This window comes from Nonomuraea maritima, assembly GCF_900100395.1.
In the GTDB taxonomy this organism is placed as follows: domain Bacteria; phylum Actinomycetota; class Actinomycetes; order Streptosporangiales; family Streptosporangiaceae; genus Nonomuraea; species Nonomuraea maritima.
Window position 1 is genome coordinate 181,143 of record NZ_FNFB01000009.1, and the last position, 13,644, is coordinate 194,786.

The window sequence follows — 13,644 nt, forward strand, 5'->3', positions numbered from 1 at the left end:
CATGACCCCTGCCGTTCCGCATGCCGCCGAGAGCTTTTGGGCCGGAGCGGGACGGGCCAGGTCGTACTGCTCCGGCGACCCGGACGATCTGGCCGGCGACGCCCACCTGTGGAGCGAGTTCGGCGAGGACGATCTCGGCATCCTCTACCGGTGCGACTTCTGCGGGGTGACGGACCTGGGCTGATCCGGTTCAGGCGCTCGGCCGCCAGCCGAGCGCCGGCCCCAGCTCGCTCGCCATGTCGGTGAGGATCTGCACGTAGTCGTCGTGCTCGAACGTGAACGGCAGCGCGAACGCCACCTCGTCGACCTCCTGGAAGGCCGCATGCGCGTGCAGACGGTCGGCGATCTCGGCGGAGGTGCCGACGAGGTCGGGGGAGAACAGCATGCGCGCCGGCCCCTGGGGCGCGGCGGTCCTCGGCAGGCGCTTGGCCGCGTACGCCTCGTACCTGGCGCGCTGCTCGGGCGAGGCGCTGTCGGTGGGGATGACCACGAGGCCCTGCGAGACGCGCGCCCGGTCGCCGTCGGGGTGGTGCGCCCGGAACTCCCGGATGTGGGAGAGCTGGATCTCGGCGAAGTCCTCCGCCTCCTCCGCCTTCACCACGCTGCTGGTGAGGAAGTTCATGCCCTGCTCGCCCGCCCACCTGGCCGAGCGCAGGCCGGCGCCGCCGTACCACATGCGGCGGCCGAGGCCGGGGGAGTGGGGCTGGACCCGGTCGGAGAACTCCTCGAAGCCCTCGACCCCGCGGAAGCCGGTGGCGGCCTCGCCGCGGACGAAGCCGAGCAGGCGGCGTACGCGCTCGTAGCTGAAGTCCTCGAGGTCGGCGCTGTCGGGGTAGAGGGCGTCCTTGACCTGGTCGTAGTGGCCGGGCGGCCCGACGCTGACACCCGGGTTGAGCCGGCCGCCGGACAGGACGTCCACGGTCGCGAGGTCCTCGGCGAGCCGCAGCGGGTTCTCCCAGCCGAGCGGGATGACCGCGGTGCCCAGCTCGATGCGGCTGGTGCGCTGGGAGGCGGCCGCGAGCACGGCGATCGGGGAGGAGATGCCGTACTGCAGGTGACGGTGCCGGACCCACGCGCTGTCGAAGCCCAGGCGCTCGCCCAGCTCGATGAGGGCGAGCGTCGACTCGTGGCCCCGGCGTGGGTCGGCCTCGTCGAACAGCCCGATGGTCAAGAAGCCGAGCTTTCGCAGCGGGGACTGCGCCATGTGCGTACCTCCTCGTGCCCAACGACCATAGCTCCCTTGTCCGGACATCCGGGACGAGGGGGGAGGTTCACCGCCGTACGCGAGACCGTGGCGACGGCCGTGCGGCGGGCGGCCTCCGGCGACTGAGACCTGGGAGGGCGGCGGGCGGCCGGAGCCGGCCCGCCGCCGCGGCCCTCAGGTGAGCGTCACTTCATCCAGCCGACCTTGTTCATGTCCTCGGAGGCGAGGCCGCTGGCGCCGAAGTTCGCCAGGTCCTTGCGGACGGCGAGGATCTGCGGGCGCTGGTAGAGCGCGATCGAGTGCCCGAGCGACCAGACGAGCGCGTCGGCCTGGTTGTACAGCTTGATGGCCTCGGCCCTGTCGGTGGTGACCTGGGCCTTCTTCAGCAGGTCGACCAGCTCGGGCGAGCTGACCCGGCCGTAGTTCTGGAAGACGTTGTCGCTGTCGGGCTGCTGGTACTGCGCGTAGGCGTCCGACAGGTAGATCAGGTCGACGTTGCGGAACGAGACCAGGTCGAAGTTGCCGCGGTTGACGTACTTCTCGAAGAAGTCGTTGCCGGGCACCTTGTCGATCGTGAGCTGGATGCCGACCTGGGCGAGCATCTGCTGGATCAGCGTGGCCTGGTCGACCTGCTGCTGGGCGGAGTCGGCCGACAGGACGTACGACAGCGTGAGCGGTTTGCCGTCCTTGGTGCGCGGGCTGCCGTCGGCCCATCCGGCGTCCGCGAGGAGCTTCTTCGCGCCCTCGACGTCGAGCTTGCCCCACTCGCCTGAGGTGTCCTCGTAGCCCTCCTGGTTGGGCATGAAGAAGTGGTTGTTCACCGGCTTGGGGTCGACGGGCAGGCCCTTCAGCGTGACCGCGGCGATGGCCTGCCGGTCGATGGCCTTCTCGACCGCGTTGCGGACCCGCTGGTCGGCCAGCGGGCCGCGGCCGCCGTTCAGCAGGACGATGGTCTCGTCCCAGCGGGCCCCGACGCGGATGTCGGTGGTGGGGTCGTTCTTGACCCGCTCGTACGCCTCGGTGCGCACGGCGCTGGTCTCGTCGATCTCCTTGTTGAGGTACGCGTCCAGCTGGGCCGCCGGGTCGAGGGCGCGGTAGACGACCGAGTCGAGCTTGGGCTTGGCCCCCCACCAGCTGTCGTCACGCACGACGGTGATCGTCTGGCTGGTCTTGTCCAGGGAACCGATCTTCCAGGCGGCGCTGGTGATCGGCACCTTCTCGATCCAGTCCTTGTTGAACTTCTCGGGGGTGTCGTACTCGGCCGCAGGGAAGAGCACCTTGAACAGCGACTGCCAGTCGGCGAACGGCTCGGCGAACGTCACCTTCACCTCGGAGGGGTCGGCCCCCTGCGCCACGTCGCTGACCAGCTCGTAGCCGGACGAGCTGGCGACCAGGTAGCGCTTGTCGCTGCCGTTGAGCGCCTTCCACTGCGCCTTGAAGTCCTTGTACGACAGCGGCTGACCGTCGGACCACTTCGCCTTCGGGTTCAGCTTGTAGGTGACGACCTGCGGCGAGGCGGAGGTGACCTCGGCCGACAGCAGGTAGTCGGTGTTGGGGGAGGCCACCCCCTTGGCGTCGGTGTTGAAGAGTGTAGGCTCCACCAGCGACGTGATGGCCTGGGCGTCACCCTGGGTGCCGTCCACCTGGTTGCTGTTGTACTGCGTGATCCACTGCTGGATCGCCAGGCGCAGCGAGCCGCCGTCCTTCAGCTTGTCCAGGGGCTGCGGGTTGACGCCGGTGGCGTCGGCCGCGAGCGGCGTGGCGGGGGGCGCGGACGTGGCCGGGCTCTGCCCGCCCGAGCAGGCGGAGACCGCGAGGGCCAGAGCGGCGACCGCCACGGGCAGCGTGATTCTCAAGAAATCTCCTATTTCGTGCAAAACCTACATGAACTGTAGGATGTGCCACCTTAGCGCGCCAAATTGGAGGATTCTTTGCTGGGCTACCTCGGCCGACGAGCGGGGTACTACGTCGTGCTGCTGCTCACAGCGGTGTTCATCTCGTACGCCCTGGCGACGGCGAGCATGAACCCCCGCGCCTATTTCGAGGGCAGACGCCCGCAGCCGCCCGCCGCGATGGTCGACGCGCAGCTCACCGAACTCGGCATCAACGACAAGGTCCCCTTCCTCGAACGATTCGGCACCTGGGCAGGTCACGCCGTCACCGGCGACCTCGGCCGGACGATCGACGACACATCGGTCAACGACGAGTTCGGCCGCCGCATCGGGGTGAGCCTGCGGCTGCTGATCCTCGGCACGCTCGTCGGGACCGTGGTCGGCGTGCTGGCGGGCGCGTGGGGGGCGATCAGGCAGTACCGCTTCTCCGACCGGGCCGTCACCGTCGTGTCGTTCGTGCTGCTGTCGACGCCGGTGTTCCTCCTGGCGACGCTGCTGAAGATCGGCACCACCTGGTTGAACGACAACGTGGTCCATCTCATCGACTTCACCGGCGAGACGACGCCGGGCCTGCAGGGCGGGTTCCTCGTCCACCTCGGCGACCGGGCCGCCCACCTGCTGCTGCCGACGCTGTCGATCGCGCTCGGCACCATCGCCGCCTACAGCCGCTACCAGCGCGCCACCATGCTCGACGTGCTGGCCTCCGACTACCTGCGCACCGCCCTGGCCAAGGGCATCCACCCGAGGACGGCCATGCTGAGGCACGGCCTGCGCACCGCGCTCGTGCCGATGACCACGTTCTTCGCCTTCGGCTTCCTCGGCATCTTCACGGGCGCCGCGTTCACCGAACGGATCTTCGGCTGGCACGGCATGGGCGACTGGTTCATGAACGCCGTCAACCGCAACGACGTGAACTCCGTGGTCGCCGTCAACCTCTTCGCCGCCGTCGTCATCCTGCTGTCGGGCTTCGTGGCCGACGTCCTGCTCGCCGTCCTCGACCCCCGGGTGCGCAACGCATGATCACGTTTCGCCGTTTCGTCTCCTCCAAGGGTGTCCTGATCGGCGCCCTGGTCATCGTGCTGCTGTTCCTGCTGGGCTTCCTCGGCCCGGTGATCAGCCCCTGGACGCCCACCCAGGTCGACTACCTGTCCATCAGGTCGGCACCCTCGGCGGCCCACTGGTGGGGGACCAACAGGATCGGCCAGGACGTCTTCGCGCAGACCACGTACGGGCTGCGCAAGTCGCTCATCATCGGCCTGGTCGTCGCGCTGTTCTCCACCGTGCTCGCCTCGCTGGCGGGCGCCGCGGCCGGGTATCTCGGCGGCTGGACCGACCGGGTGCTGCGCTTCTGCATCGACCTGCTGCTGATCTTTCCCGGGTTCCTGGTCATCTCGATGGTCTCCACCCGGCTCAAGGGAGCGGGCTGGCTGGTCTTCGCGCTGCTCCTCGGTGTCCTCGGCTGGATGATCAGCGCCAGGATCGTCAGGTCGATGACGCTGTCGCTGAAGGAGCGCGACTTCGTCCGCGCCGCCGAGCTCATGGGCGTGCGCAGGTCGCGGATCATCGCCCGGCACATCCTGCCCAACGTCGCGTCGTTCCTCATCATCGACACCACCATCGCGGTGGGCGGCGCGGTGATGAGCGAGACCGCGCTCTCCTACTTCGGGTTCGGCGTCCAGCCGCCCGACGTGTCCCTGGGCACGCTCATCGCCGACGGCACCGAGGCCGCGATCGGCTACCCGTGGATGTTCTACTTCGCCGCCGGGCTGCTCATCGTGTTCGTGCTCGCGGTCAGCCTCGTCGGCGACGGCCTGCGCGACGCGCTGGACCCCACCAGCGAGGCCGCCCGCCCCAAGCGGGGCACGGTGACGGCGCTGCCGCGCGCGGAGGCGCCCCCCGCCGACGTGGTGCTCAGCGTCCGCGACCTCTCGGTCCGCTTCGGCGACGCCGTCGCCGTCGACTCGGTGAGCTGGGACCTGCGGCGCGGCGAGGTGCTCGGCGTCGTGGGCGAGTCCGGTTCTGGCAAGTCGGTGACGGCGCTGGCCGCGATGGGCCTGCTGCCCGCCACCGCCACCGTCGAGGGGTCGGTACGGCTCGGCGACACCGAACTGATCGGCGCCGGTGTACGCACCCTCATGGAGGTCCGCGGCGCCAGGGTTGCCATGGTCTTCCAGGACCCGCTGTCGGCGTTCACCCCCGTCTACCGCATCGGCGTCCAGATCGCCGAGGCTCTGCGGGCGCACACCGACCTGAGCCGGGAGGAGGCCCACGCCAGGGCGGTCGAGCTGCTCAGGTCGGTCGGCATCCCCGAGCCCGAGCGGCGGGCCGAGTCGTACCCGCACGAGTTCTCCGGCGGCATGCGCCAGCGCGCGATGATCGCCATGGCCATCGCCAACGACCCCGACGTGATCCTCGCCGACGAGCCCACCACCGCGCTCGACGTCACGGTCCAGGCCCAGGTGCTCGACCTGCTGCGCAAGGCGCAGCGCGAGACGGGCGCGGCCATGGTGCTGGTGAGCCACGACCTCGGCGTGATCGCCGGGATCGCCGACCGGGTGGCGGTCATGAACAAGGGCGTGGTGGTCGAGGAGGGCACGGTCGAGGAGGTGTTCGCCCGGCCGAAGGAGCCGTACACCAAGGATCTGCTGGCGGCGGTGCCGCGGCTGGACGCGGTCGTCGAGCCGCGCGAGCCGGCGCGGGGCGCGCCGCTGGTCGAGGTGACCGGCCTGACCAAGACGTTCCCGCTGACGCGCGGGTCGGCGTTCAAGCGCAGGGTCGGGACGGTCTACGCCGTGAGCGGCGTGGACCTCGCCGTCAGGCCGGGCGAGACGCTCGGACTGGTGGGCGAGTCGGGATCGGGCAAGACCACCACGCTGTTCGAGATCATGCGGATGCCTGGCGTCGCGGAGGACGCGCAGGTCGTCTTCCAGGACCCGATGTCGAGCCTCGACCCCCGGATGACCGTGGGCGAGATCATCGCCGAGCCGCTGCGCGCGAGGGGCCTGCCCGTCGACGGCGTACCTGAACTGTTCGGACAGGTCGGGCTGCAGGCCGAGCACGCGAGCAGGTTCCCGCACCAGTTCTCCGGCGGTCAGCGGCAGCGCATCGGCATCGCCCGCGCGCTGTCGGTGCGGCCCAAGCTGGTCGTGCTCGACGAGCCGGTCTCCGCGCTGGACGTCACCGTGCAGGCGGGCATCCTCGACCTGCTCGTACGGCTCCGCGACGAGCTCGGCCTCGCCTACCTGTTCGTCTCGCACGATCTGGCCGTGGTGCGGCAGATCTCCGACCGGGTGAGCGTGATGTACCTCGGCAGGACCGTGGAGACGGGCGACACCGCGACGGTGCTGGGCGAGCCCCTGCACCCCTACACCCGGGCGCTCATCTCGGCCGTGCCGATCCCCGACCCGGCCGTCGAGCGGACCCGCGAGCACCTGCTGCTGCCGGGCGACCCGCCGAGCCCGTTCGAACGCCACCAGGGTTGCGCGTTCCGTGGCAGGTGCCCGGTGTACGCCGCGCTGGGGGCCGGCGACCGGCAGCGGTGCGAGACCGTGCCGCCCGCGCACGAGGAGCGCCGGCCCGGCCATCTCGTGGCCTGCCATTTCGCCCAGGACGGCGTGTCCACCTCTTGACGGCACCGGATTCCTTGTCTTCTGGTAGGGAAAATCCGAAAACAGGTGGGTGGTCGCATGCCACACGGGAATCCTGGACACGAGGCGGGACGGACAGGTCGGCGACCCAGGCGCGTCCGCCCCTTTTTCCGTAAAACAAGTAGGAAATATTGACTTGTCTGGATTCGCGACCTAGCGTCGTACCCATGAGCCAGGGTTTCCTCTTGACCAAGCGCTCCCACGTGGACTTCTGCCACGTCGCCAGCGCCCAGTGTCGCTGATCACGGACCCGTAGCCGCGGGCCGGCCGGCCCACCACCACTTTCCCGCATCCGGCGTGGCCGAAGCCGCCTGCGCCTTTCGCTCGCATCGCGCCCCTCGGCCCGACGGCCGGGGCGCCGCGGGGCATGCCTTCACTCCGTGAGGAGCTCTCGTGAACGAGCTTTCAGTGACCTCCGGCCGGCCTGGCGGGACGGGGACGCCCGCATGACCGACACCCTCGCCGACCGGACGACCGGCGACCTTCCCGGCACGGCCGTGGCGGCCGACCGGTTCAGGAAGACCCTCGCCGTGCACGCCAGCGGCGTCGTGGTCATCACCGCGCAGAGCGGCGGCACCCCCGCCGGGCTCACCGCCACCTCCTTCTCCTCGGTCAGCCTCGAACCGCCCCTCGTCTCCTTCTACGTCGACCGCGCCTCGACCACCTGGCCCCAGCTGAGCGCCGCCGACCACTTCGCGGTCAACATTCTCGCCAGTGACCAGGCCGACCTCGCCGCCCGCTTCGCCCGCAAGGGCGTCGACCGCTTCGCCCCGCCGACCCGCTGGCGGCCGGGCCCGCTGGGCGCGCCGCTGCTGGACGACGTCTCGGCGCACCTCGTCTGCCTGCCGTACGAGACGGCCGTGGTCGGCGACCACCTGCTCGTCGTCGGCCTGGTCACCGACGCCGGCGTGCACCACCCCGGCCGTCCGCTCCTCTACCACCAGGGCCGCTTCGGCCGCTTCCTCGCCCACCCCGACGGGAGAAGCTGATGAGCCGCCTGCCCGGGTTGCATGGGATCGTCATTCCTTTCGCTCGGGTGGATCACCTGCGTAGGCTGAAGCGGTGAAACTAGGCGTCAACGTTCCGAACTTCGGGCCTGGTACGCGGCCCGACGTGTTGCGCGGGTGGGCGGAGACGGTGGAGGGGCTCGGGTTCGACCTGCTCATGGTCTCCGACCATGTCGTGATCACGCCCGACGTCGCCGAGCAGTATCCGGCGCCGTTCTACGAGCCCTTCACCACGCTGTCCTGGCTCGCCGCGATCACCACGAGGGTCAGGCTCGGCACCACGGTGCTCATCGTGCCGTACCGGAATCCGCTGCTCACCGCCCGGATGGCGGCCAACCTGCAGCAGCTCAGCGGCGGGCGGCTGGTGCTCGGCGTGGGGGTGGGCTGGGCGCGGCAGGAGTTCGAGGCGCTCGGTGTGCCGTACGAGCGGCGCGGCGCGCTCACCGACGAGCACCTGACCGTGATGCGCCGGGCCTGGCAGGACGAGGACGACTACCGCGCCGGGAACATCCCGATCTGGGTGGGTGGCGGCAGCGACGCCGCCCTGCGCAGGGCGGTGCTCCTCGGCGACGCGTGGCACCCGCTGCGCTTCACCCTCCCGTGGCTGGAGGAGCGGACGGAGCGGCTGGCCGCCGTCGCGGAGCGTCTTGGACGTCCGGCGCCCGAGCTGGTGCCGCGCGTCCTGCTGCGGATCACCGACACCCCCGTGACAGGCGAGGACCGCCGCGCCGGCGAGGGCACCCTCGACCAGGTCATGGACGACATGGAACGGCTGCGCCGCATGGGCGCCCAGACGGTCCTCCTCGACCCCTACCAGGGCGACCCCGACGAGACCCGCCACCCTGAGCGCGCATGGAGCATGCTCGAAACCCTGGCCACCGCCCACCTCTGAGCCGCCCACCTCCGAGCTGCCTACTTCTTGAGCCGTGCACTCTCAGGCCGCACGTCCTCCACCCCTTCGCGCTCCACCCTCTCAGGACGGAGAACCCCATGACGCCGGACGACGAGAAGTTCCTCCGCAGGGCGATCGAGCTGGCGGCCGCGGCACGGGCGGGCGGGAACCCGCCGTTCGGGTCGCTGCTGGTCGGGCCGGACGGTGACGTGCTCGCCGAGGAGCGCAACACGTCCCTGACCGACGCGGACATCACCGCCCACCCCGAGCTGAAGCTCGCCCGCTGGGCCGCCAGGGAACTCGCCCCGGCGATCGCCGCCGCCACCGTGATGTACACGAGCTGCCAGCCGTGCGGCATGTGCGCGGGCGCCATCGAACGCTCAGGGCTGGGCCGGGTCGTCTTCGCCCTGTCCAATGACCAGCTCGCCGCGCTCAAGCCGCCGCCCGCCCCGTCGTCCTTCCGCCAGGACGGCCCGGCCCTCCTCGACGAGGCCCGCGTCCCCGTGGAGGGCTACTACACCTAGGGGCCTGGCCGGCGGGCGTCGACCACGACGGCGAGGGCGACGCCGGTCACCGCCAGGGCCAGCGCGGGCACGACCGCGAGGCGGGGCGCGGTCACCAGCAGGGCCGTGGCCTCGCTCACCATGCCGCCCCAGTCGGTCTGCGGGGGCGGGAGCCCGACGCCGAGGAAGCTGAGCGACGTCACGGCGATCAACGTCCGGCTGAGGTCGGCGGTGGCGACGGTCAGCACGGCCCCGGCGACGTGCGGTCCGATGGCCCGCCGGAGCAGGTGCGGCATCGACGCGCCGATGGCCCGTGCGGCGAGGACGTGGTCGGCCGAGGCCGCCTGACGGGTGGCCGTGCGCGTGACGAGCGCGCAGTTCACCCAGCCGAGCGGCACGAGCGCGGTCAGGACGGTACCGTACCCGGGAGACAGCACGCCCGCCAGCGCGAGCGCGAGCGTGAGGCCCGGCAGGGCGAGCGCCACGGTGGCGGAGAGCCGCAGCAGCCGCTCGGCCACCCCGCCGGCCAGGCCCGCCACCGCCCCGGACACCGCGCCGACCGCCGTGGTGAGCGTGGTGACCGCCAGGGCGACCAGCAGCGACGTGCGCCCGGCCGCGGCGGTCCTGGTGAGCAGGTCGCGCCCGAGCTGGTCGGTTCCGAGCCAGTGCTCGGGGTCCGGCGGCAGCAACGCGCGCCGCAGGTCCGGCAGGTGCGGATCGTACGGTGACACGAGCGGGACGACCAGGCAGGCCAGGCCCACCGCGACGAGCAGCACGACCCCGGCACGCCCCCTCATCGGCGCCTCGCCCGGGGATCGCACGCCGCCACTCCAGCACGGTTCCCCATCGGCCCCCTCATCTGCGCCTCGCCCGGGGATCGCAGGCGGCCACGCAGAGTTCGGCCAGCGCCAGGGCCAGCACGGCGGCCGTCGCGGTGACCAGCACGTACGCCTGCACCACCGGCAGGTCCCGCTGCCGGATCGCCGTCACGGCGAGCTGTCCCACGCCCGGCCAGGAGAACAGCGTCTCCACCACGACCGCGCCGGTCACGAGTTCGGCGAGCATCACCCCGGCAGCCGTGACCGCGTTCGGCGCGGCCACGCGCAGCGCGTGCACGACGACCACGCGCCGTCGCCGCAGCCCCTTGGCGGTGGCGAGCCGGACGAACGGCGTCCGTACGGCATGTCCGAGGTCGGCCCGCAGCAGCCGCAACAGGGTGGCGGCGCCCGCGAGGCCCAGGGTGACGGCGGGCAGCACCACCGCGCCCGGCCCGTCGGCGCCGCCCGTCGGCAACGCGCGCAGGGCGACGGCGACCAGGCTGATCAGCAGGATCCCCACCACGTACGGCGGGACACCGGAGACCGCGACCGCCGCCAGCGCGACCGCCCGCGCGAGCCGCGAGCGCGGGCGGAGCGCGGTGGCGAGCGAGACGAGCACGGCGAGCCCGGCCGCGACCAGCGCCGCCACCCCGGCCAGGTGCAGCGTCGCGGGGAGCCTCCGCGCGATCTCCGCCGCGACCGGCGACCGGTCGGCGTAGGAGCGGCCGAGGTCGCCGCGCAGCACGTCGCCCAGCCAGCCGAGGTAGCGGGCGAACAGCGGCCGGTCGAGGCCGAGCTCGGCGCGCAGCGCCGCCACGCTCTCCGGCGACGGCTGAACGCCGCCCCGCCGCAGGAGCTCCTCGGCCGGGTCACCCGGCGCGAGCGCGGTGAGCAGAAACACCAGCAGCGACAGCGCCAGCAGCGCGAACAGCAACTCCGCACCGCGCCGCAGCAGGACGGTGGTCATGTCGTGGTCGGCAGTGTGAGGAGCAGTTGCGCGCTGCGTCGTGGTGGGACGGTTGTTCACGTCGCGGGCGCCAGCCTGCCCAGGTCGACCACGTACGCCACGTTCTGCGCCGCTCCGGCGACCTGGGCGGTCGTCACGACGGGGTTGTCCTGGTAGGCCAGCGGGATCATCGGACGGTCGTCGGCGAGCAGCCGCTGGGCGCGGTGGTAGAGGTCACGCCGTCCGGCCGGATCGGTCTCGGTCGCGGCTCGGTCGATCAGCCGGTCGAACGCGGGGCTGCGGTAGCCGAGCCGCCGTTCGACGTTCCACGCCGCGTCGGAGCGCAGGAACCGGCGGAACAGGTAGTCGGGGTCGGCGTTCGGCACGCTGTAGGCGCTGAGGAAGACGTCGTAGTCGCCGGCCTCCATGACCGCCTTGGTGGCCTCGGCCACGGTGACCTTCGCCGGGATGCCCGCCTGCTCCAGCGCCGTGCGCAGCACCTCGGCGATGTCGGCGTACGGGAACTGGCCGGTCTCGGCGGAGGAGATGAGGATGGTGGCGGGCGCGGACGGCGGCCCGGCCTCGGCGACGAGCCGGCGCGCCCGCTCCGGGGAGTACGTCGCGGCTCCGGGGTCGGCGAGGTCGCCGAAGACGGGCGAGAGGAACCCCGCTCCCGGGGCGGCCGTGCCCGCGAGCAGCGTGCGGGTGATGGCCTCGCGGTCGATCGCCAGGTCGGCGGCCTCGCGCAGGCGGGCGTCGGAGAACGGCCGCCGCGAGGCGTTGAAGGTCAGGTAGTGCGTCAGCACCGACGGGCTGCGCAGCACCCGGAACCGCGCGTCGGCGGCGATGGCCGGCACCTGCGAGGGCAGCAGCGCGCCCTTGTCGATGAGGCCGTCCACCTCGCCGGCGCGCAGTGCGGCCACCCGGGCGTTGGCGTCCGGGATCACCCGGACCACGACCTTCGCGTACGCGGGCGCCGTGCCGCGGTAGTGCGGGTTGGCCGCGAGCACGGCCCGCTGCCCCTTCACCCACTCGACCAGCGTGTACGGCCCCGTGCCCACCGGCTTGCCGGCGAAGCCGCCCGACGGGTCGAACGCCCGCGGCGACTGCACCATGCTGAAGAAGCCCGCCAGCCGGGCGGGCAGGTCGGCCACCGGCTCCTTCAGCTCGAACACCACGCGGCCGTCCTCGGCCCGCACACCGGCCGGCTTGCCGTAGGCGGCCTCCATGCCCGCGTCCAGGCTGAAGAACGCCGACGGGCGGGGCGCGATCCGCAGGAACCGCTCGACGTTGGCGACCACCGCCTCGGCCGTCAGCGGCGTGCCGTCGCTGAACCGGACGCCCTCGCGCAGCGTGAACGTCCACCGCCGTCCCTGCTCGGCGGCGCTCCACGACGTCGCCAGCGCAGGGACCGGCCGCAGCCGTTCGTCCACGGTGACGAGCGGCTCCCACACGCCGAGCGTCTGGTGCAGGTAGTAGGGGTCGTCCGGGCCCGCTACGAGGTCGCGCGGCGCCGCCAGCGTGAGTTCCTCCTGCCCCTGACCTGAGGGTTCCTGGCCGCCGCACCCCTGCAGCAGCAGTGCGAGGACCGCCATCAACGCGATCAGGACTCGTCTCAGCATGGTGCTCTCCGTACCTCTGGTCTTACCACGGCTTCTGGGGGACAGTGGAGCAAGATCGGCGTGAGGAGGCGGCAGTGCGGCTCGGATTCAGCATCGGCACCCTCGGCCCCGCGGCGGCGGACCATGGCGCCCAGCTGGCGTTGGTCCGCGAGGCGGAACGGCTCGGGTACGACTCCGTCTGGGCGTCGGAGGGCTACGGCGTCGACCCGGCGACCACGCTGGCGTGGCTGGCAGCCGGTACCGAGCGGATCAACCTCGGCAGCGGCGTGCTCCAGGTGTCGGGCCGCACCGCGATCTCGGCGGCGATGGCCGCCACCACCGTCGACCGGGTGTCGGGCGGCCGGTTCCTGCTCGGGCTGGGGGCGTCCGGCCCGCAGGTGTCCGAGGGCTGGCACGGCCGCCGGTACGAACGTCCGCTGGCGCACCTGCGCGACTACGTGGCCGTGGTCCGTGCGGCGCTGGAGGGCAGGCCGGTCGAGCACGACGGCCCCGAGATCGTGCTGCCGCTGCCCGAGAGCCGCGGCAAGGCGCTGAGCATGACGGTCTCGCCGGTGCGCCGGCCGCTGCCCGTCCACCTCGCGGCCATGGGGCCGAAGGCCGTCGCGCTGGCCGGCGAGATCGCCGACGGGTGGCTGCCGATCCACTTCCCGCCCGAGCACCTCGCCGAGATGACCGAGCACCTGCGCGCCGGGGCCGCCCGCACCGGGCGCGACGCCTCCCGCGTCGAGATCTCGCCCATGGTGATGGCCATGGTGGACGACGACGCCGACTACGCGCGCGACCTCGTCCGGCCCATGCTGGCGCTCTACCTGGGCGGCATGGGCACCAGGGGCGTCAACTTCTACAACCGGCTGGCGCACCGCCTCGGCTTCGGCCCCGCCGCGGCGCGCGTCCAGGACGCCTACTTCGACGGCGACCTCGGCGAGGCCATGGAGGAGGTGCCGGACGCCCTGGTCGACGCGCTGACGGTGTGCGGCACGCCCGCGCAGGTGCGCGAGCGGCTGGGGGCGTACCGCAAGGCGGGCGCGACCAGGCTGATCGTCGGCCTGAACGCGCCCACCGTGGACGACCGCGCCGAGCAGCTCGGCTGGCTCGCCGAGCTCAACGCCTGAC

General features: G+C 72.1%; 12 protein-coding genes and 1 pseudogene. 8 read left to right on the forward strand and 5 right to left on the reverse strand.

The window, feature by feature from the left end; genetic code table 11:
• Nucleotide 1 precedes the first annotated feature (1 nt).
• Nucleotides 2-184, forward strand: a complete 183-nt coding sequence (locus tag BLR04_RS17820) for a hypothetical protein (RefSeq protein WP_090766027.1) — start codon at nucleotides 2-4, stop codon at nucleotides 182-184.
• Between the two features lie 6 nt (nucleotides 185-190).
• Here BLR04_RS17820 and BLR04_RS17825 read toward each other — a convergent pair whose 3' ends face one another.
• Both BLR04_RS17825 and BLR04_RS17830 read right to left on the reverse strand, forming a co-directional pair.
• Nucleotides 191-1,204: an LLM class flavin-dependent oxidoreductase gene (locus BLR04_RS17825; protein WP_090766029.1), complete on the reverse strand. Its 1,014-nt coding sequence runs from the start codon at nucleotides 1,202-1,204 to the stop codon at nucleotides 191-193.
• Between the two features lie 185 nt (nucleotides 1,205-1,389).
• Nucleotides 1,390-3,060: an ABC transporter family substrate-binding protein gene (locus BLR04_RS17830; RefSeq protein WP_218129026.1), complete on the reverse strand. Its 1,671-nt coding sequence runs from the start codon at nucleotides 3,058-3,060 to the stop codon at nucleotides 1,390-1,392.
• Between the two features lie 63 nt (nucleotides 3,061-3,123).
• Between BLR04_RS17830 and BLR04_RS17835 the strand changes: the two genes are divergently transcribed.
• From BLR04_RS17835 to BLR04_RS17855, 6 genes and pseudogenes are all read left to right on the forward strand, one after another.
• Entirely contained in the window at nucleotides 3,124-4,116 is a 993-nt protein-coding gene (locus tag BLR04_RS17835) for an ABC transporter permease (RefSeq protein ID WP_245740311.1), read from the forward strand.
• Nucleotides 4,113-4,916: pseudogene (locus BLR04_RS41805) on the forward strand (ABC transporter permease); the annotation flags it as partial. The gene BLR04_RS17835 and the pseudogene BLR04_RS41805, both read left to right, overlap by 4 nt.
• A 45-nt stretch (nucleotides 4,917-4,961) precedes the next feature.
• On the forward strand, nucleotides 4,962-6,725 hold the full coding sequence (locus BLR04_RS17840; protein WP_425413441.1) for a dipeptide ABC transporter ATP-binding protein: 1,764 nt from the start codon (nucleotides 4,962-4,964) through the stop codon (nucleotides 6,723-6,725).
• 464 nt (nucleotides 6,726-7,189) lie between these two features.
• Nucleotides 7,190-7,732 (forward strand): flavin reductase family protein, encoded by a 543-nt coding sequence (locus BLR04_RS17845; protein WP_090766038.1) that lies wholly within the window; start codon nucleotides 7,190-7,192, stop codon nucleotides 7,730-7,732.
• Between the two features lie 73 nt (nucleotides 7,733-7,805).
• The gene (locus BLR04_RS17850) at nucleotides 7,806-8,642 is read left to right on the forward strand and encodes an LLM class flavin-dependent oxidoreductase (protein WP_090766041.1); all 837 of its coding nucleotides are present in this window, start codon (nucleotides 7,806-7,808) and stop codon (nucleotides 8,640-8,642) included.
• A 98-nt stretch (nucleotides 8,643-8,740) separates the two neighbouring features.
• A complete protein-coding gene (locus BLR04_RS17855) occupies nucleotides 8,741-9,166 on the forward strand; it encodes a nucleoside deaminase (RefSeq protein ID WP_090766044.1) in 426 nt (141 codons plus the stop codon).
• On the opposite strand, the gene BLR04_RS17860 is transcribed toward BLR04_RS17855, so the two are convergent.
• The 3 genes from BLR04_RS17860 to BLR04_RS17870 are packed head-to-tail and all read right to left on the reverse strand — an operon-like array spanning nucleotide 9,163 to nucleotide 12,531.
• Entirely contained in the window at nucleotides 9,163-9,942 is a 780-nt protein-coding gene (locus BLR04_RS17860; RefSeq protein ID WP_143022082.1) for an ABC transporter permease, read from the reverse strand. The two genes, BLR04_RS17855 and BLR04_RS17860, sit on opposite strands and share 4 nt — an antisense overlap.
• 58 nt (nucleotides 9,943-10,000) lie before the next feature.
• Nucleotides 10,001-10,930, reverse strand: a complete 930-nt coding sequence (locus BLR04_RS17865; RefSeq protein ID WP_090766050.1) for an ABC transporter permease — start codon at nucleotides 10,928-10,930, stop codon at nucleotides 10,001-10,003.
• A gap of 56 nt (nucleotides 10,931-10,986) precedes the next feature.
• Nucleotides 10,987-12,531 (reverse strand): ABC transporter substrate-binding protein, encoded by a 1,545-nt coding sequence (locus tag BLR04_RS17870; RefSeq protein ID WP_090766053.1) that lies wholly within the window; start codon nucleotides 12,529-12,531, stop codon nucleotides 10,987-10,989.
• A gap of 74 nt (nucleotides 12,532-12,605) precedes the next feature.
• On the opposite strand from BLR04_RS17870, the gene BLR04_RS17875 reads away from it, so the two are divergent.
• The gene (locus BLR04_RS17875) at nucleotides 12,606-13,643 is read left to right on the forward strand and encodes an LLM class F420-dependent oxidoreductase (protein WP_090766055.1); all 1,038 of its coding nucleotides are present in this window, start codon (nucleotides 12,606-12,608) and stop codon (nucleotides 13,641-13,643) included.
• Nucleotide 13,644: the final 1 nt, after the last annotated feature.